The 17,332-nt window shown below is 72.2% G+C and carries 20 protein-coding genes; 3 read left to right on the top strand and 17 right to left on the bottom strand.

Going from position 1 to position 17,332, the window contains the following annotated elements; all coding sequences use genetic code 11:
* The 9 genes from ACFUJR_RS17200 to ACFUJR_RS17240 form a co-directional block, all read right to left on the bottom strand.
* The coding region (locus ACFUJR_RS17200; RefSeq protein WP_383450508.1) for a non-ribosomal peptide synthetase at window positions 1–1,734 on the bottom strand (1,734 nt) is incomplete at its 3' end.
* Window positions 1,731–2,489 carry a 4'-phosphopantetheinyl transferase family protein gene (locus ACFUJR_RS17205; protein ID WP_383170229.1) on the bottom strand — a complete coding sequence of 253 codons (759 nt, stop codon included), beginning with the start codon at window positions 2,487–2,489 and terminating at the stop codon, window positions 1,731–1,733. The genes ACFUJR_RS17205 and ACFUJR_RS17200, both read right to left, overlap by 4 nt.
* Complete coding sequence (locus tag ACFUJR_RS17210) at window positions 2,462–3,235, bottom strand: 4-hydroxy-tetrahydrodipicolinate reductase (RefSeq protein WP_383170231.1); 774 nt, start codon at window positions 3,233–3,235, stop codon at window positions 2,462–2,464. The genes ACFUJR_RS17205 and ACFUJR_RS17210 overlap by 28 nt, the downstream gene beginning before the upstream one ends.
* A 1-nt stretch (window position 3,236) precedes the next feature.
* A complete protein-coding gene (locus ACFUJR_RS17215) occupies window positions 3,237–4,211 on the bottom strand; it encodes a hypothetical protein (RefSeq protein WP_383170233.1) in 975 nt (324 codons plus the stop codon).
* A 16-nt stretch (window positions 4,212–4,227) separates the two neighbouring features.
* A complete protein-coding gene (locus ACFUJR_RS17220; protein ID WP_383170235.1) occupies window positions 4,228–4,488 on the bottom strand; it encodes an acyl carrier protein in 261 nt (86 codons plus the stop codon).
* A 21-nt stretch (window positions 4,489–4,509) separates the two neighbouring features.
* A complete protein-coding gene (locus ACFUJR_RS17225) occupies window positions 4,510–5,976 on the bottom strand; it encodes a class I adenylate-forming enzyme family protein (protein ID WP_383170237.1) in 1,467 nt (488 codons plus the stop codon).
* The gene (locus tag ACFUJR_RS17230) at window positions 5,969–7,153 is read right to left on the bottom strand and encodes an acyl-CoA dehydrogenase family protein (RefSeq protein ID WP_383170239.1); all 1,185 of its coding nucleotides are present in this window, start codon (window positions 7,151–7,153) and stop codon (window positions 5,969–5,971) included. Before ACFUJR_RS17230 ends, ACFUJR_RS17225 begins: the two co-directional genes overlap by 8 nt.
* Window positions 7,154–7,195: 42 nt before the next feature.
* The gene (locus ACFUJR_RS17235; protein WP_383170241.1) at window positions 7,196–8,749 is read right to left on the bottom strand and encodes a nitroreductase family protein; all 1,554 of its coding nucleotides are present in this window, start codon (window positions 8,747–8,749) and stop codon (window positions 7,196–7,198) included.
* Window positions 8,750–9,208: 459 nt separating this feature from the next.
* On the bottom strand, window positions 9,209–9,499 hold the full coding sequence (locus ACFUJR_RS17240) for a hypothetical protein (protein ID WP_383170243.1): 291 nt from the start codon (window positions 9,497–9,499) through the stop codon (window positions 9,209–9,211).
* Window positions 9,500–10,355: 856 nt separating this feature from the next.
* Here ACFUJR_RS17240 and ACFUJR_RS17245 point away from each other — a divergent pair.
* Window positions 10,356–10,703: a hypothetical protein gene (locus ACFUJR_RS17245; protein WP_383170244.1), complete on the top strand. Its 348-nt coding sequence runs from the start codon at window positions 10,356–10,358 to the stop codon at window positions 10,701–10,703.
* Here ACFUJR_RS17245 and ACFUJR_RS17250 read toward each other — a convergent pair.
* On the bottom strand, window positions 10,698–10,838 hold the full coding sequence (locus tag ACFUJR_RS17250) for a hypothetical protein (protein ID WP_383170246.1): 141 nt from the start codon (window positions 10,836–10,838) through the stop codon (window positions 10,698–10,700). The genes ACFUJR_RS17245 and ACFUJR_RS17250 overlap by 6 nt on opposite strands.
* A gap of 425 nt (window positions 10,839–11,263) precedes the next feature.
* Here ACFUJR_RS17250 and ACFUJR_RS17255 point away from each other — a divergent pair, with 425 nt between their 5' ends.
* Complete coding sequence (locus ACFUJR_RS17255; RefSeq protein WP_383170268.1) at window positions 11,264–11,392, top strand: ATP-binding cassette domain-containing protein; 129 nt, start codon at window positions 11,264–11,266, stop codon at window positions 11,390–11,392.
* Window positions 11,389–11,952 (top strand): YbaK/EbsC family protein, encoded by a 564-nt coding sequence (locus ACFUJR_RS17260; RefSeq protein WP_383170248.1) that lies wholly within the window; start codon window positions 11,389–11,391, stop codon window positions 11,950–11,952. The genes ACFUJR_RS17255 and ACFUJR_RS17260 overlap by 4 nt, the downstream gene beginning before the upstream one ends.
* A 20-nt stretch (window positions 11,953–11,972) precedes the next feature.
* Here the strand turns inward: ACFUJR_RS17260 and ACFUJR_RS17265 are convergent, their stop codons facing one another.
* The 7 genes from ACFUJR_RS17265 to ACFUJR_RS17295 form a co-directional block, all read right to left on the bottom strand.
* On the bottom strand, window positions 11,973–12,164 hold the full coding sequence (locus ACFUJR_RS17265) for a hypothetical protein (protein ID WP_383170250.1): 192 nt from the start codon (window positions 12,162–12,164) through the stop codon (window positions 11,973–11,975).
* 197 nt (window positions 12,165–12,361) lie between these two features.
* Entirely contained in the window at window positions 12,362–13,039 is a 678-nt protein-coding gene (locus tag ACFUJR_RS17270) for a hypothetical protein (protein ID WP_383170251.1), read from the bottom strand.
* Window positions 13,040–13,082: 43 nt separating this feature from the next.
* Window positions 13,083–14,234 (bottom strand): hypothetical protein, encoded by a 1,152-nt coding sequence (locus tag ACFUJR_RS17275; RefSeq protein WP_383170253.1) that lies wholly within the window; start codon window positions 14,232–14,234, stop codon window positions 13,083–13,085.
* The gene (locus ACFUJR_RS17280; RefSeq protein WP_383170255.1) at window positions 14,231–14,815 is read right to left on the bottom strand and encodes a hypothetical protein; all 585 of its coding nucleotides are present in this window, start codon (window positions 14,813–14,815) and stop codon (window positions 14,231–14,233) included. The genes ACFUJR_RS17275 and ACFUJR_RS17280 overlap by 4 nt, the downstream gene beginning before the upstream one ends.
* Window positions 14,731–15,096, bottom strand: coding sequence for a hypothetical protein (locus ACFUJR_RS17285; RefSeq protein WP_383170257.1), 366 nt, complete (start codon window positions 15,094–15,096; stop codon window positions 14,731–14,733). The genes ACFUJR_RS17280 and ACFUJR_RS17285 overlap by 85 nt, the downstream gene beginning before the upstream one ends.
* A complete protein-coding gene (locus ACFUJR_RS17290; RefSeq protein ID WP_383170258.1) occupies window positions 15,093–16,535 on the bottom strand; it encodes a hypothetical protein in 1,443 nt (480 codons plus the stop codon). Before ACFUJR_RS17290 ends, ACFUJR_RS17285 begins: the two co-directional genes overlap by 4 nt.
* On the bottom strand, window positions 16,532–17,296 hold the full coding sequence (locus ACFUJR_RS17295; RefSeq protein ID WP_383170260.1) for an AAA family ATPase: 765 nt from the start codon (window positions 17,294–17,296) through the stop codon (window positions 16,532–16,534). The genes ACFUJR_RS17290 and ACFUJR_RS17295 overlap by 4 nt, the downstream gene beginning before the upstream one ends.
* Window positions 17,297–17,332 lie beyond the last annotated feature (36 nt).

Raw genomic sequence — 17,332 nt, forward strand, 5'->3', positions numbered from 1 at the left:
GCCCAGGTCCTTGTGCAGCCGGATCGAGACCCTGCTCAGCAGCAGGGAGTTGCCGCCGAGGTCGAAGAAGTTGTCGTCCAGGCCGACCCGGTCGAGACCCAGGACGTCGGCCCAGAGGGCGGCGATCCGCTGTTCGAGGGGTCCCCTCGGCTCCTGCGCGGACGGGCCGGGCGCGGCGGCCGACAGCAGCTCGGCGAGCTTGAGCCGCTGCACCTTGCCCGTCGGGCTCTTGGGGACGTCGGCGACCATGAACACCCGGCTGGGGACCTTGAAGTCGGCGATCCGCTCGGCCGCGTACTCGCGGATCTCGCGTTCGGTGACCGTGGCGGACGGCCGGGTGACGACGGCCACGGCGACGTCCTCGCCCAGCGTCGGGTGCGGCAGTCCGAAGGCGACCGCCAGTTTGACCGCCGGGTGCCCGCTGAGCACGTCGTCGACCTCGGCCGGGGCGACCTTGGAACCGCCTCGATTGATGATCTCCTTGCTGCGCCCGACGATGTAGAGATAGCCGTTCTCGTCGACGCGGCCTTCGTCACCGGTGCGGAACCAGCCGTCGGCGGTGCGGCTCAGCCGGTTGGCCTCCGGGTTGTCCTCGTATCCCGCGGTCACGTTGGCCCCGCGGATGGCGATCTCGCCCGTCTCACCGGGGCCCAGGACGCGACCGGCCTTGTCGAGGACGGCGAAGGGCTCGCCGACGGGCAGTCCGACGGACCTGAGCTTGCGGTCGCCGGGCGGGAGCGGGTTGCTGGTGACCAGGGAACCCGCCTCGGTCATGCCGTACGCCTCGATCACCGGCGCTCCGAACGCCTCCTCCAGGGCGATGAGCACCGGCCCCGGCAGGGGGGCGGACGCCGAGCGGATGAACCGCAGGGGCGCGGCGGCCAGTTCCTCGGCGTGCTCGCCGACCACCGCGAGCAGGGCCTGGTGCATCGTGGGCACGGCCGTGTACCAGGTCGGGCGGAAGTCGGCGAGCCAGTCGAAGAACCGGCTCTCGGAGAACCCGGGCGTGCAGACGATGCTGCCGCCTCCGACGAGGGCGGCGAGCAGGGTGCTGGTCAGGCCGTGGGCGTGGAACAGCGGCATGACGTTGAGGCAGCGGTCGCTCTCGCCGAGGGCGAAGGCCGCGCGGGTGTTGGCGGCGGCCGCGCACAGGTTGGCATGGGTGAGCGGCACGAGCTTCGGCTGCGAGGTGGTGCCGGAGGTGTGCAGGATCAGGGCGACGTCCTGCGGCTCGGCGTGCCCGGAGGCCAAGGCGGGGCCGGTGCGCGGCTCCCGGTCCGCGTTGCTCCGGCCCCGTAGGGCGAAGGCGCCGGCGGGCCCCGCCGGGTCCGGGAGCAGTTCGACGACGCGGATGCCGCGCTCCTCGGCCACGGCGATCGCGGGCGAGTCGCTGCCCTGCTCCACCAGCAGGGCGTCGGCGCGCATGTCGTCGAGGTAGAAGGCGAACTCCTGCTCGCGGTAGGCGGGGTTAAGCGGCGCCGCGCAGGCGTGGGCGGCCACCGCCAGAAAGGCGAGTGCCAGGTCGGGCCCGTTCGGGAGCACAATGCCGACTCGGCTGCCCCGGCCCACGCCCAGTGCGGCGAGCGACTGGCCGGCGTCCTGGACACGGTCCCTCAGCGCCGCGTACGTGAGCGGCTCCCGGTCGGGTGCGTGCAGAGCGGGGGCCTGGGGGCGGCGCGCGGCCTGGCGGTCGAGGAGCTGCCCGAGGGTGGTGATCGGCTGGTCCTGTGTCACGGTGATCGGTGTTCGCTTCCTTCGTTTGCGGTGCCGGTCAGGGGGAGTTCGGCGACGGCCCAGGCGGTGGGCGGCCACGTTCTGCGCGTGCCGACGCGGACCCTGGCGGGGCGGGGTGCCGCGGTGCGGTGGTTCTCGGCGATCTCCAGGAGCAGGGTGTGCGGGGCGCCGTCGCCGGCGAGGAGCCGGTGGCGGCGGGGCGGTACGGCGAAGCCGTGGCCGGTCGCCTTGGCCAGTGCCTCCTTCGCGCACCACAGGTGCAGCGGGTGGGCGCCGGGGTGGTCCGCGGCGATCAGGTCCAGTTCGGCGCGGGTGCCGAACCGGTGGAGGTTGCGTCCGGCGCCGTCCCAGTCGTCCTCGGCGTCTACGCCGAGTCCGGTCGCCGGCCCGTCGGTGCGCCGGATCGCGACGACGGCGTGCCGTGCGGTGTGGGCCAGCGAGAACTGCAAGTCGGGGCGGAGACGCCGGCCGTCCACGCGGACCCGGCGTACCGCGCTGGGCGGGTCCGGCAGGATCCGCTGCGGGTCGCCTTCGCCGGTGGTCAGACCGAGTTCCGTGAGGGCGGCCCGCAGGGTGCGCCGGGCCGTCTCCCCCTGGTCCCGGCGGGCCTGTGAGGTGAACTCCCGGTCCGGGTCGGCGGCGGCCGGCTGTTCCGGCCCGCCGCCGGTGACGGCGGCCCACCACAGCCTTGGCCCGGGGAAGAGCCCCGTCCTGGTCAGGGCAGTGCTCACTCCGGTGCCGCTGCCGTCGAGCACGCCACGTCCTCCAGCGAGTAGACCCCGGGCCGGGCGTGCGCGGCGAAGCGCACCGCCCGCAGGATGCCCGGCAGGAAGGCCGCACGGTCGGCCACCCGGTGCAGGACCTCGACGTGTTCGCCCGTGCCCGCGGCCATGAGCCGGTGTTCGCTGACCGCGTCGCCCATGCGGAACGAGGCGAGCTCCGGGGCGCCGCTCCGGGCGTCGGCCGGGCCCCGGCCGGTCCGCCCGGGGGTCTCGGACCGCCACTGGTCGGCCAGGAAACGCGCCGTCGCGCTGGGCCGGTCGCGCTTGCCCGCGAAGTGGAGGTCCATGACGCCCGCGTCCCAGGTGTTGTCCACCTGCTGCGACAGCTCTCGTACGAAGCGCGCCACGGCGAGCAGAGCGAGGCTGAAGTTCGCCGCGACCACCACGGCGCCGGTACGCCCGACCTCCGTGATCAGCGCGCGTTCCGCGGCGCCGAGACCGCTGGTGCCCACCACGAGCGGACAGGGTGCGTCCACCGCCTGGCGGAGCACATCGGCAGTCGCCTCGTGCGAGGTGAAGTCCACCACCACCGGCCGGGGGTCCGGGAGTTCGGCGAGCTTACGGACGAGGGGCACGGGCTCGGCGCCGGGTGGCGCGCCGGCGCCGTCGCGGACGCTCAGGCGGGCCGTGAGGTCGAGGTCCTCGGAGCGGTCGACGGCCGCGGCGATCAGGTTCGCCATCCGCCCGCTCCGTCCGCAAACCACCGTCGCGATCGTCATGTCACCGCCGCCTGTGCAGGCCCATGCGGCGGGCCAGTTCGCCGCCGGCCAGCCGCCGCCCGCCGAGGCTCGCCTGCACCCGGTCGGACGGCCAGGCGGGGTCGGCGACGGGGCTCGGTTCGAGGCCCAGGTCCGCGCTCATGTCCTCGGCGACGCGGACGGTGCGCCACAGCAAGTCGGTGCAGGCCAGGAGCGTCGCGGCGACGGACTGGCCGCCGGGCCGCTCGCCCTTGAACGCGGCGCCGAAACTCGCGGCGGCAGCGGCGAGCGAGAGCTCGATCTCCAGTTTGCTCAGCTCGTGCGCCAGATACTGAGAGGTGCTCAGCGCCTCGGCGCCCTCACCGGTGTTCGCCAGGGTCCGCCGGAGGTCGGCCACGACCTTGGCGCTCCAGGTGACCGAACGCCGGGAGAACTCCCAGGAATACGCGTCCAGGACGGCCGTCAGCGGTCCGTCGTCGTCCGTGTTCACCGGGTCGGACACGGCGCGTGCGTCGATGGCCGCTCCGTCCAGCTCGGCCCACCCGCGGTCCTGCGAGCGGCCGGCACCGTACAGCCGCAGGCCGTCGAGCGTGTGCGGCAGCAGGGCGAGCCGTACACCCTCCTCGTCCTCGAACCGCACGAGCGCCACGGTGAGGTCCGCCGCCTCGTCGGCGTACCGGAAGCGCCCGGTGAGGACCGCGCGGCCGTCGGCGTCGCGTCGGGCACGGACCGTCGGCACGGTGCGGGCGAGCTGGGCGTTGGGGGTGAACAGGCCGAGCGCGGCGCGGAGGCCCCCCGCCCGGACCGCGGCGATCCGGCCGTCCGGATCGTGCGGGAACAGTTCGAGCAGGGGCAGTACGGCGCACAGGTGCTCCGTCTGCGCGGCGGCCTCGGCGAACGGCTCGTCGGCCCAGACGGCGTCGAGGCGCTCGGTGAGGATCTCGGCGTCCGGTGCGTCCGGGCCGGCGAGGAGGGCGGTTTCGGTTGCGGTGCTCACAGCTCTCCTTGTGGTCTCAGGCCCGGCCGAGGACGAACCGCGCGATGGAGTCGACCGACGTGAGGTACTGGGGGTCGGCCTCCGGGTCGATGGCGGCGCCGAAGCGCTGTTCCAGCGCCTCCATGAGGTTGATGTAGCCGATGGAGTTGACGCCCGCGCGGTCCAGGGCGCCGTCGGCCGCACGCAGGTCGGCCACGGTCACCACCTTCCCAGTGGCCACTTCCACCAGTTGCTCGATCTGCTCGCGCAGCTCCGCCTCGACGGCATGCTTGGTCATCTACGTCCACTCCTGTGCTGGTCACGCGCCGGGGCGCGGGGTGTCCTTGACGAGAACCTTGAGTTCGGTGAGGCGGACCTTGCCCGCCGACGAGCGGGGGATGGCGTCCAGGAACGTGATCCGGCCGGGGACCTTGTACGGCGCGAGCCGCTCCCGGCAGGCGGCGACGATCTCGCCGCGCGAGGGTTCGCGGCTGCCGGCGAGCACGAGGTGCAGAACCGTCTCGCCCTGAGGGTCGTGGTCGGCGAAGAGAGCGGTGTCGCTCACCCCGTCGAGGGCGAGCACGACCTGCTCGATCTCCGCGGGATCGACCTTGCGCCCGGCGAGGTTGATGGGGCCGCCGAGTCTGCCGGTGACGAACAGCCGGCCGTCCTCGATCCGTCCCCGGTCGCCGGTGCCGTAGTAGCCGTCCGCGTCGATCCGCTCCTCCAGCCCGCCGGGGACGTTGAGATAGCAGCTCGCCATGGACTCCGTGCGCACCCGGACCTCGGGCTCGCCGCCCTCTTGGGGGACGATGCGCAGGGATGCGCCGGGCAGGGCGGTCCCGAGTCCCGTGGTGCGCTCCGGGTCGCGCTCGAATGTGCAGGGCCCGGTCTCGGCGATGCCGTAGTAGTCGGCGATCCGTACTCCGTAGCGGCTCTGGAAGCCGTCGCGGACCTCGGGCGCGAGGACCGCGGCGGCCGAGACCGCCCGCCGTACGGTGGTGAACGCCGCCGTGTCGGGTTCGGGCGCCTCGGCGAGCAGCCGGTAGGCGAGCGGGAACGCGACCAGGCGGGTGGCTCCGGCGCGGCGCACCGCGCGGGAGATGCCGCCCGAGGTGGGCAGCCCCCGATACAGGTGGAGTTCCCCGCCCACCAGGAACACCGGCAGGAGCGAGGTGTTGAAGGCCAATCCGTTGGTGAACGCAGCCAAACACAGCACGCGGTCGTCGGGACCGAGCCCGGTGCCCGCCACCCAGGTGCGGGCCGCACTGTGCACGGCCTCGTGGGAGAACTCCAGGCACTTGGGCGCACCGGTGGTGCCCGAGGTGAACCGGCACGTGGCGGTGGTCGGCCGTGGCGCCGGCACCGCGGCGGGCGCCGGCCCCGTGCCGCGCGCCACGGCGTACGGGCTGTCGGGCAGCGGCCGGGCCGAGGCGGGGAGCGGGAAGACGTCGGGCTTGTCGGTCAGGAAGGCGTCCACGCCACAGCTCGTGCGGATGCCTTCGAGTTCGACCGCGCCGAACTGTGCGTCGACCAGGAAGGGCAGGCGTCCGGCGACCAGCAGCGCGTAGTAGGAGATCAGGTACTCCGCGCTGTTCGCGGCGTAGAGGGCGATGCGCTGCTCGTCGGGTCCGAGGGCGTCGTCCAGGGCTCCGGCGCGGGCGCGGACACGGGAGGCGAGCTCGGCGTACGTCAGCTCCGTGCTGTCGTCGACGACGGCGCGCCGGGCGCCGTGCTCGGCGCAGGCCCGCAGCAAGACCTCGTCCAGACGGAGCGGGTCAGCCACGACGCCTCCCGGCAGCGGCCGCGAGCGCGGGTGCGTCGAGTTCGGCGCGGCAGGCCATGGAGTGGTTGGCGACGGTGAGCATCGTGGTCTGGCTTCCGCCCGACATGCGCAGCCCGCGGATCTGGGCGTGCGCGCGCAGAGCGACGCTGTCCCACATGTAACCGGCGCCGCCCTCCAGGTCGGTGCAGAGCCCGGCGAACTCGGTGGTGCGCTCCACGCAGAACCACTTGAGCTCGGCGATCTCGGGGACGGTGCTGCCGCCTTCGGTCAGGCGCAGGTACGCCTCGACCAGTCCGGCCTCCATCAGCTCCTGGTCGGCGCGGGCCCGGGCCAGGGCGTGCTCGTTGACCGGCCAGCCCGCCAGGGGGCGGCCGCCGAGCTCCCGTCCGAGGGCGTAGGCACTGATGTGGGAGAGCAGCGCCCGGTGGACGAAGTAGGCGTCGGAGGCGATGAGGAAGCGCATCCGCGACATGACCCGGTTCCAGCGCATGAGCTGGCTGACGCCGCGTCGTGAGATGACGTGTGCGGCCGGGACGCGTACCCGGTCGAACTCCACGAGGGCGGAGTCGATGGAGCGGGTGCCGAGCTTGTCGTACACCTGGGTGACGTGGACCCCGTGGGTCTTCTTCTCGACGAGCACGATGGCCGGCGCGCCGTCGAGCTGGACGCTCACGAAGCACAGGTCGGCGTTGGCGCCGTTGACCACGAACTTCTTCTGCCCGCTGACCACGACCTCGTCGCCGTCGGTGACGGCGAGCGTCGGCTCCTGGGCCGAGGGGTCGGTGTCGCACTGGCAGGCCACGAGCTCGCCGGCGACGAGCCCCGGCAGGAACTTATCCGACAGCTCGGTGTTCTTGGCGGAGACCAGCCAGTCGCAGGCGATCTCGTTCTGCACGTGCATGCCGAGGGCGAGGCCGCCGTCCCGGACCTGCGCCAGGGCCTCGCCGAGCACCAGCGCGCCCAGCAGGCCCAGGCCCTGGCCGCCGTGCTCGCGCGGCAGCGAGACGCCCATCAGGCCGCGTTCGGCCAGTTCGCGCCAGGCCTCCTTGCGGAGGTGGCCGTCCGGGGCGGTGCGCCACTGTTCGAGCCGCTCGGGCGTGAGGCAGGCGGTCGCCCGGCGGGCCAGCTCCCGGTGATCGTCGGTCATCCGCTCGGACAGGATGCTGTTACTCAACATGGGGTGAACACACGCTCTTTCTGGTCGACTTGATCGGCGGGATCAGCTCTGCCGTGCGGGGCCGCGTCCATGGCTGTAGGCGATCGGCGCGCGGTCCCACTTCACCGCGGTCTCGTCGGGGACTCCGCAGGCCAGGACGTAGATCACTTCCTCGGAGTCGGGCAGGCACACGAGCTCCGCGACCCGGCCCTCGTCGAAGCCGCCGAGGCAGGTGATGCCCACGGCGCTCTTCGCTGCGGCGACACACAGGCGCTGCGCCGCTCCGGCGGCGTGGTAGTGCAGTTCGGCCAGCCCCTGGGGGCCGCGGGCGCCGAGCAGCGGGCCCACCGGGGAGTGCAGGACGAACAGGGCCGCCGCCGAGCGGACCACGGCCTGGCTCATACAGGCCGCCACGACCGCGTCGTCGGTGCGGCCGTCGCCGCCCACGGGCCGCAGGGCGTGGCCCTCGGCGTCGTAGTCGTAGGCGCCCGCCTCGATCCCGTCGACGTTGCGGACGAGCAGCCGGAGCTGCGCCAGCGGGCCGTCGGCGCTGTCGAGCGCGGCGCCCTGGCGCAGCCCCGCGAGCATCCGGCCGAAGGGGGCGTTGTCCACGGGGACCGGCAGGAACCCTTTCGCGGAGCGGCGTTCCAGGACGGTGTCGGCGAAGGGGCGTGGCGTGGCGTTCCTGCCGTTACCGCTGTGCAGTCGTACCGCCGGCCGTGCGTCGGCCGGTTCTGCGGCTGCCGTGCGGGCCGCACGGGCGACGACGGAGCGTGCGCTTCCGTACCGGCGAGGCGTGTCGCCCCGGTGGTGGAACGCGCTGATGGACTGGATCGAGCGCCAGGCCGCCCGCTCCTCGTCGCCGGGTTCCTCGGGCCGCACTCCGTCGCCGTGCCGCCAGATCGGTACGGCGAAGGGGTTGGCGGCCTTGCCGTCCCAGGCCGCGGCGGGGGCACCGGGCGCCGTGAGCGTGATGAGAGTCTGGGGTTCGCGGCAGCGGTCGGCGATCCCGAGAACGTCGGCCGCTTGCCGACGGTCGAACCGCAGGTGGGTGACCGGCCTGAAGCCCGCCTCCTGCGCGGCGAGCGTGATGTTGGTCGCCGCGTGCGCGCCGTCGAGGTGTGTGTAGAGGTATCCGCGCCGCCCGTACTTGCGCATGGACGCCCACGGGCGTCCGACGATGGCCACCACCGCCTCGGGCGGCGGTGCCTCGTCCGCCCCGGCATCCGGCCCGGCAAGCAGCGCCGCCGTCTCGGCCGCGTCCACCGGCCCCGCATGCCTCAGGCAGCAGCCGACGACGTCGTACTCGTACAGCTCGTACTGGGTCTCGCCGCGGAAGGCGACCAACAGCTCGAAGGGATAGAGCGCCCCCGCGGAGGGCGTCGTGCGCGCCCGCATGAGGGTCTTCCCCTTGGTGATGACCGCGCCGGAGCGTTCGCCGTAACCGAGCGCGAGGACCTCGGATATCGCGAGCCAGGATTCCCCGACGGCGGGCTGCGCCGACTCCAGGATCTCCGGCGGCGGACCGGGGGTCGCCCGCAGGCGGGTCTCGTGCCAGAACCGCGTCAACTGGGGGTCGAGCGGTTCCTTCACGTCCATGCCACTTTGAGTGCTCACTGATTTCACTTCCCCTTGCGTCCGACTGCGTGGCGCTCGCTGGATTCGCACGCAGCCGGCCGCCGGACTTCGGCCCACGGCACAGGGCAGTCACACCTGCACGTCCCCATAAGTTCCCCTCCGTCATTGCCGCCGGCGTACGACGCTCCATCAATAGTGAGGCACATCGAGATCGCGGCCGATTCACTTGATCAGCATATACACAATCCTTCAGCCGGAGCACAGGAATCTTTCGGCGAGGAAAGGCGCACCGAGGGAAGCCGTATCCCGTCCGGAGTTTTCGGGCATGCCAATTCAACCCCGCATCGGAATCGTCGACCGATCCGTCGGAGCGCAGACTGAAGAATGGAAGGTCAGCCCGTCATGGCCGTCACCGGGAAAAAGATGGTCCGGTGTGCACCGGCACGACCGGAGACGGCGAACAACGGAAAGTCGATGCTTCCATTCACATCCGATGCGTCAGGGCGCAGATGCCGTCACCTCGCCCACGCGCCGCATTCCGCTCATGTCCTCCACGCCCTCCCGGGGGCCGCGGCGGAGTTCGGGCTTGAGTACGGTCCATCCCTCCGCGGCCAGCCTCCTGCGCACGGTCTCGGCCCCGCCGGATCCCACCGCGAGCCGCACGGCCAGCCCGCCGCCGTTCGCGGCGGCCGGCTCCAGGGCGACCTCGCCGGAGCCGATCCCGAACTCCGCCACAGCGCCGAGAAGCCGGGCCAGTTCACCTGGCCCTTCACCGAGCGCCAGGCGCAAGGACGCCTCCCCGCGCGACCGGGCGACCGGCGGAAATGCGAAGTCGCCCAGCACAGCGTGCGCCGCCTGGGCCTGCACCGCGCGGGGGTCGGAATGTCCACTGACGCGAGGGCGCGCAGCAGTCCCACCATCGACGAGAGATCGGCCCCCTGACGCCGGGCAAAATCCTCCGCGTCGATCACCCCCTGCTCGCATAACTCGCCCAGCATGCCGATGCCCCATGCGGCACTGATAGCGGATGCGGCGACGGCTGAATTTTAAGATTCCGGTAACACGACTCTCGGCTGAATCGGTCTCCCTGGTCAACTTTGCCTTCCCTCTGGTTGTTCACCGGAGCCGCACGTATCCGAATCCCCAGCCTGCCTGGATTGCAGGCAGGCGGAATCACACCGGAGCCGGGCAGCCGAACAAGGTCACCCACACATCCAATGTGAAAGGAATCCATCGGGATGGCGGGGACTTCCACCCCCTCAGCCCACCACGCGGCAATGCACCGCCTTCGCCACCCTTGCCGATCAGGAGCCGTTCCCGGCGATCCCTGTCAGGCCCGCAGAGGGCACTTCCCGCCACCATAGCGGAATTCGGTTGTCCAGATCGCTCTTCACCTGGTCAGGCGCCGAGAGCTTCTTCGACTTCGCGTATGCATATGTCACATACACCTGTCGAAAAACTAAGCCAACGCCACTCGGCGTCGCAAGAGGGGATTTTCAGACAGCCGGAGGCTAGCTGAGCCATACTCACGTCACATCCATCATGTGAGACCAGCCCTTGACTCACCCCTGAAAACTCTCTGTCTATATGTCGAGACGCAGTCGCGCACAGGCGATCTTGACCGCTGGCGCCGGAACACCACGGTGTGTGCAGCATCGTCGGCGCCTTCACGCTCGCCGACGACCTCGCCGCCCTACCGCGCTACATGCTCAATGCTTCAACCACCCCCACCGCGGCGGGATCGGTGCCGAGTGGACCTCTGCGGAAGATGCGCGACGGCGCGGCGGCCATGGTCTTCCAAGACCCGCGCTCGTCGATCAACCCGCTCTACCGTGTCGGCGGCTTCCCGACCGAGGCGATGCGCACCAACTGTGCTCACACCCGTCGGAAGGCCGACTCCCGGCCCGCTGAACTCCTGGAGTCGGTGGGCATCAGCGACCCGGGCGATGCGCTGCGGCGATGGCCGCACGAGTTCTCCGGCGGCATGCTATGACACGTGGTGATCGCGGCGGCGCTGGCCGCCGACGAGCTGACCACCGCTCTGGACGTGTCCGCCCAGGCCGAGGTCATCGCAATCCTCACGCGGCTGCGCCGCGAGCGCGGCATGGGCATGCTCTTCGTCACCCACGACTTGGACCTCGCCGGGGCGATCTGCGACCGAGTCTACGTCCTGTACGCGGGCCAGGTGATGGGGACCCAGCCCACCGCGGGCCTGTTCAGCGCTCTGCGGCATCCCTACACCGCAGCCCTGCTTTGCTTCCCGCCCCCACCTGGACGGCCCGGCCGTCCGCCTCGACGCCGCCCGAGGCCCCCTCGGCGTGGACCAGGCTCTGCCCGGCTGCCCCTTCGCGCCTCGCTGCGAACGGGCCGCGCCCAACTGCAAGCAGGACCGGGTCCCACTGACAGCACACGACGGCACCGAAGTGACGTGTCTGTTCCCTCAAGAGGTCTCTCGGCGCCCCTGCTCCAAGTGAAGGGACTGCGCAAGGACTTCGGCCCGGTGCGCGCGGTGAATGACGTCTCCTTCCGGCTGGAGAGGGCAGGTCGTACGGCATTGTCGGGGAATCGGGGTCGGGCAAGACCACGATCGCCCGCATGCTGGTGGACTTGGAGGGCCCGGACGCGGGAAAGGTCCCCAGACGAACCACAGCTTCGGCGACCTGCGGTAGGGTTCTCCCATGATTCAGCACGTGTGCCCTCCGTTCGGGAATTTCACGGTCGCCCGCACCGCGCTCGAGATCTGTGACGACCTTGCCGACCCCGTAGCCGACGCCCTGAAGAACTGGGATGCGCGCGAGGCAGCCGAGTCGGTGGTTTACGTGGACACCGATCCCAGCAAGGCGGACACCGCCGTGTTCTCCGAGAGCTACGACGTACCACTGGAGCTCTCCGCGAACTGTGTGGTGGTCGCGGCCAAGCGCGGCGGGACCGTCACCCTCGCCGCCTGCCTGGCACTGGCGGGCACCCGCGTGGACGTGAACAAGGCCGTCCGCCAGCATTTGGGGGCCCGCAAGGTGTCCTTCGCGCCCGTGGAGACCGCCATCGACGAGACTGGCATGGAGTATGGGGGGATCACCCCGCTCGGGCTTCCCTCTACATGGCCCCTGCTGATTGACGAGGCCGTCGTCGCGGCGCCGCACGTCCTGGTCGGCAGCGGTCGCCGCCGCGGCAAGCTCATCCTGCCCGGCTGGGCGATGGCCCGGATCCCGGGTGCGGAGGTGCTCGCGGGCTTGGCCGGCTGAGACCGCATCGGGGGCGCTGGCTACGTCCAGAACCCGTTGTAGACGGCCCTGGCGGCGTCCCGCAGGTGCGGGCCGGAGATCTCCTGGCTGGTCGCCCCCGTTGCCAGCCCGTCGACCCCAGACAGCACCTCCGGGCGCCCGCGGTACAGCTGGCACAGGCCCGCGCGGTTCCGTTTGCCCGTACGGCGCCGGCCTGATTCCCACGCGCTCATCAGGCTCGCGTCCGTCGCCCCGCCCGTGATCGCGTTACTTGAGCGCCGAGTCCGTACTCCAGGCCGCAGCCACGGCGACTGCCCCCTCCCCATCCACCGGCAGTACCCGCAGTCTTCCCTGTCCGGGGCCGATCCATCGAGGCCTGGCCGACGGTCTGCGGCTTCCGCACGCGGACGGTGACGCGGCAGGCAGTGGCTCAGGTCGTCATGCGGCGGTGGTAGTCCTCGGCCTGCTTCGCCAGGTCGTCTTCGGGGATGCCGGTGAAGGCGCTCATCTGGGCGTAGGACAGGCCGGCTCTGAGTCCGACCAGCGCGAACTCGTGCAGGGCCTGGTTGATCCGGGCTGCGGCGTTGCCGAGGGAGACCATGCCGAGCTCGACACCATCGGCGGCCGGCAGCGTCCCTTCGATCTTCAGCTCCGCCAGGTCGCGTACCGCACTGGTGATCAGATAGGTGACGAAGCTCGGCATGTCGGAGGGGACATTGCCCGCCCAGGCTCGCTCGTGTGGTTCCGGTGAGGTGTCGGAAGCGTCCGGTGAGCGGTGAGCGGCGATGTACTCCCACACCCACCGGTAGGACAGCGGAAGCCTGCTGGTGCGAAGACTCAGCTCCTCATACAGATCGAAGGCCGAGCTGCGTTCGGCGGGCGACTTGGCCCGGTCCTCGGCCAGCAGCGCATCCAGAATCTGCCGGGCCTCGCCCAGTTGCTCTTCGTCGGCCGGGAGGGAACGCGGCAGCGGCAGCACGGTCGAGATCGCTTCCATGACCGTTTGGCGGGGCACGCCGTGCCGGGTGGCCAAGGAGCGGGGCAGCCTGTCGCCCGCACGGTGGTCGCGGCGGATCACTTCGAACAGTTCTGTCCCAGGCTCAGCCATCGTCTGCTCCCTTGTGTATGCGTGCTGTTTGTTCATGCGCGCTTCATGCTGCCCGGCCGGGTGCTGGTGTACCGCCCGCGCTGTTGCGCGCGACATCTGGCCGTCTGGAACGCGAGGTGGGCGCGGCATGCCGCTTCGGGCCCGGTGCCTGCGGCTCGTGCAGACCGCAGGCATGAGCTGCTTCGGTCACAGCCGCGTGATCCCAGGACCTGAGGCGGGGCAGGGAAGTGTTGTCCTCCCGCCCCTCCAGTTGCCCGAAGTGGCGGGCTGCCTCGAGCAAGTCAACTCCCCAGGACGGTATCCGCATCTCCCGGCCACGGCCCGTTCGGGCCGGGAGGTCCGTCTGAGCGGCGAAAACCCGCACCGCCAGCGCGGCGGCGTGGACGGGGTGGGCGATGCGCGCGTGCAGTCGGTGCGCGAGGAGCGCGGTCGGCTCGTCGGGCTCGGGCGGGAAGCGGCCAGCCGCGGGCAGCGGGAGCACCGTACGGCCCAGGCGGCAGGCTGCCGCCTCCAGTTCGCCCCGGCCGGGCGCGCGCCGAGCGGGCAGCAGGAAGCACGGCTCATCCGGGTGGGACGGGTACTGTCCGTCCGCTTCCCACCACGCGAACCGGGCAGCGGCTGGCGGTGGAGCCGGCGTGGGAGCGGCCACGGTGTGCACCTCTTCGTGCGGGAGCACAGCGAGGGCGGCGGCCAGGACGGGAGGAAGGGGGCCGTGGCACAGAAGGGTCAGCCGGATATTGGTGAGTTCCCGCAGGGCGAAGAGGTGCTCGAAGTGGCGGGAGCTGATGCGATGGGCCCGGGTGACGATGACGTGATGGATGCGCAGCGCGAGCATCCAGGCGGCGAGGGCGCGCCAGGCGGTCTCGGTGCTGCCCGTCCAGTACGTGCCGTCCTCGCTGCCGGCCAGCGGGAGGTGTTTGCACATGCTGCGCAGGAGGTCGTGGGCCAGGGATGCCGGTGCGCTCGCCACCGGGGTGGGGTGGACGGTGATACGGCCGGTCTGGGGGGTGTGGGCGGCCAGCGCGGCGGCCATGAAGGCGTAGTCGTCGTGAGGGTCGTGCACCACGGTGAGCGGGGGCAGTTCGGGGCGGGTGTGGCCGGGTGACCACGTGGGCTTCCACGGGCTTGTGGTGGTGTTGTCGGACGGGTCGGTGGTGGTCTCGGGCACGGCGGCCGTACGGGGAGGTGGCGTCATCGCGGCCTGGGTGGCTGTGGCGGGGCGGGCATCGGCAAGGGGCTGTCGGTGTATTCGGCGTGGGCTGCGTCGGCGTGGTGGACACGTCGGTGGGGTCCCGGGTCGGCCGCGGCGGGGCGGTGGCCCAGGGCTTGGTGGCCGGCGGTGTCCAGGAGGGGGTGGGCGGCCAGGCCGAGGGCGAACAGCGCATCGGGGTGGGGAGCCGGCGGTTTGCCGGCTGGGGCGAGCAGGCGCCGGTTGGCCAGGCGCGGGATCTGGTCGGCGGGCAGGTCGGGGGTGAGGCCGCGGGCGGTGCGGTGCAGCAGGCGGGTGAGGGCGGCGGCCTCGCCAGGGGCGAGCGAGGCGGCGGTGTGGCCGGTGTCGTACAGGTTCTGCCGCTGTGTGCCGGTGAGCAGGCCGGGGGCGCAGGTCAGGTGGATGGTGGTGTCGGTGTGGATGAGCCGTTGCGGGCTGCCTCGCTGCTCGAGGTGTGCGGCCAGGGCGGTGGCGGCCCGCTTCAGGCGGTGCGGGGGCCATTGAAGGGCGCAGGCCAGGTCGTCGGGGTGGATGCGACCGACCTCAAGCAGGGCCGCGTGCAGCACGGTGGCATGGGTGGCCGCCCCCGGGACGGAACGGCGGGAGGCGTGCTCGGGGACGCGCAGGAGGACTCGGGTGAGGTGTCCAGCGCGCGGGCGAGAGCGAGCAAGGCCGCGGCGGGGAGGGTGTGCGGGGTGAGGTGGGTGCCCCAGTCGGCGGTGGGGATGCCGGTCAGCGCGGTCAGGTCCTCGTCGCTGAGCCGGCACTGGGCGGTGCGGGTGCGCAGGAACATCAGGTCGAACGCGGCCGCGGACGTGTCGCCGGGCGGCGGTGGCTGGTCGGTCACGGGTGTAACTCCCCAAGGCGCGGTGGGACGTTGGGGGCGGATGGCGTGGGAGTGTGCAGGTGCCAGCAGCGGGCAGCGGTGTGCCAGTCGTCCTCGGCGTGGGGGTGGACCAGGGCGGGTACCGGAAGGCCGGCGTCGGCGATGAGGGCCTCGAAGCGCGGTGTGGTGCCGAAGCAGTTCGCGAACAGGCCGTGGTTATCAGCGGTGCGCGGGGTGCGGCGGCGGAATTCGACCGCGGCGCGCAGCAGGGGGCGGGCGCGGGGCGGGATTGCGTACAGGTGCCGGGGCCCGGGCGCCTCGCCGATGTTGATCCGCGAGTCGCGGTCGATGGCCACGGTGGTGCCGTCCTTGTCGACGCTGGCGATCTGGGTCATCGACAGCAGCGAGGTGTCGGTGCCGGTGAACAGCAGGGCCGCGATGGCGGCGGCGCGCAGCGGGTTGGGCAGGCGCACGGTGATCGTGTGCACGGTGCGCGGGGTGAGGGGCACGGTGGTGATGCCGGGACCGGCGCGGCTGGTGCGGTCGTCGGGCACGTTGAGCAGCAGCGAGCGGGACAGGAAGGCGGCCTGGGCGCCGCGCACGCGGGCCACGGTGTGCTGGGCGCTGGGACTTGAGACGGTCAGCCGGGCCAGGAACAGCCGCACAGCCTCGGTCTCCTGCAGGGTGAAGGGGGTGGGCTCGGCCGGGCCGCCGACGGGCTCGGTACCGCAGGCTGGGGCTGGTGGGGGTGGCAGGGTGCGGGTCAACCAGGTGCGGGCGGCGGCGTAGCCGGCGCGGTACTGGCCGTCGGTGTGCGCGAAGTCGGTGGCGTTCTGGCGGCGCCAGCAGTCCGCGCGCCACGCGGCCACACCGCTGCGGGGCAGCGTGGGCAGTTGGTGGGCGTGATCGTGCGGCGGCGGGCCGGTGCGCCGTCCGGTGGCGGCCGGGCCGATCGCCTCGAGAACGGCGGCCGTGCCGCGTACGGTCGCCACGTCCACCAACTCGGCGGCTGTGAGGTGTTCGAGCAGGCGCTGGAGGTCGGTCTGCTCCGGGGTGTGGGCGAGGAGGGTCAGGCGGATGCCGGTGTCCGCGCGCCACGCGGCCAGGCGGCGCAGCCGCTCGGTGGTGAGGCGGTGGGCGCGCAGCATGATGACCTCATCCAGGCCGCCGCAGGCCAGGGTCCAGCAGGTCACCGCCCGCCAGGCCGGGTCGGTGGACATCCGCTCGGCCTCGGGGCGCAAGAATCCGTCGCGGCCCATGGCGCGCAGTACGTCCAGTGCGAGGTAGGCCGGGCTGGTGGTGTGCGGGGTGGGGTCGACGGTGATCCGCCCTTGGGCGGGATCGGCCCACTGGTAGGCGGCCCGGTGTACCGCGTGGTCGTCGTCGCTGTCGAGGAGCAGCCGTCCCGGCGGCGCCGCCGGTGCGGCGGGCTGGTGTGGGGTGCGAGGGGGTGTGGTCATGGGCGCCGGCCCGGGCTGTCGATGCGGTCGACGACGGTCTGCAGCAGGCGCGCATCGGGTGCGGCGGCTGAGGTGGCGGCCAGGGCCCGCTGGGTGTGGTGGGTGAGCAGGACCCAGCGGCGCAGACTGCCGCTGGCGAAGCGGGCGTCCAGCGCCTGCAGGTGGCCGGGTGCGACGGTTTGCCACAGCGGGTGCAGGGCGGGCACGGCCAGGGGGATCTGGTCGCGGGTGAGCGCACAGAGGTGAAGCCAGGCGGCGGTGCGCGTGGCGAGCATCCGCTGGGCGCGCAGGTGCCGTTCGCCGCGCTGCCCGGCGATCAGGACCACGCACAGCCCGCCGGGGGTGCCGTCGTGCAGGAAGCGCAGGTACTCCAAGCAGGACCCCGACATCCGATCGGCGTCGTCGACGACGACGACGATCCGCGGTGTGGCGGCCAGGGCTCGGCGGATCAGCGTGTCGGCGGCTCCAGGGTCGGCAGGCGGTGCGCCGGTCAGCTCGAGTGCGCCGTGGAGGCCGGCGCGCAGGTCCGCCGGCGCCGACTGGGCCCGAAGGTCAAGCAGTACTGCCGCGCCGAGACGGCGTGCCGCGGTGCGCACGGCGAAGGTCTTGCCGACCCCGGCATCACCCAGCACGCACAGGAAGCGCCGCTGGGCACAGGCGTCGGCGAGTGCCTCACCCACGGCGAGCATGCCCGGGGTGAGCAGGGTGCGTACCCCGGGGACGGCGAGGAAGTGCAGGCCGGACGGGGCAAGGTCGTCCACAACGGCGAAAGGTTCGGGTGCTGCCGCCTCGGCCCA

The sequence above is a fragment of the Streptomyces sp. NPDC057271 genome, from assembly GCF_042668715.1.
In the GTDB taxonomy this organism is placed as follows: Bacteria; Actinomycetota; Actinomycetes; order Streptomycetales; family Streptomycetaceae; genus Streptomyces.

Excerpts from the sequence above, each read along its gene's own strand:
- ACFUJR_RS17210 (WP_383170231.1), bottom strand. The coding sequence starts at position 3,235 with ATGACGATCGCGACGGTGGTTTGCGGACGGAGCGGGCGGATGGCGAAC.
- ACFUJR_RS17220 (WP_383170235.1), bottom strand. The coding sequence starts at position 4,488 with ATGACCAAGCATGCCGTCGAGGCGGAGCTGCGCGAGCAGATCGAGCAA.
- ACFUJR_RS17230 (WP_383170239.1), bottom strand. The coding sequence starts at position 7,153 with ATGTTGAGTAACAGCATCCTGTCCGAGCGGATGACCGACGATCACCGG.
- ACFUJR_RS17260 (WP_383170248.1), top strand. The coding sequence starts at position 11,389 with ATGATTCAGCACGTGTGCCCTCCGTTCGGGAATTTCACGGTCGCCCGC.
- ACFUJR_RS17265 (WP_383170250.1), bottom strand. The coding sequence starts at position 12,164 with ATGAGCGCGTGGGAATCAGGCCGGCGCCGTACGGGCAAACGGAACCGC.
- ACFUJR_RS17270 (WP_383170251.1), bottom strand. The coding sequence starts at position 13,039 with ATGGCTGAGCCTGGGACAGAACTGTTCGAAGTGATCCGCCGCGACCAC.
- ACFUJR_RS17275 (WP_383170253.1), bottom strand. The coding sequence starts at position 14,234 with ATGACGCCACCTCCCCGTACGGCCGCCGTGCCCGAGACCACCACCGAC.
- ACFUJR_RS17290 (WP_383170258.1), bottom strand. The coding sequence starts at position 16,535 with ATGACCACACCCCCTCGCACCCCACACCAGCCCGCCGCACCGGCGGCG.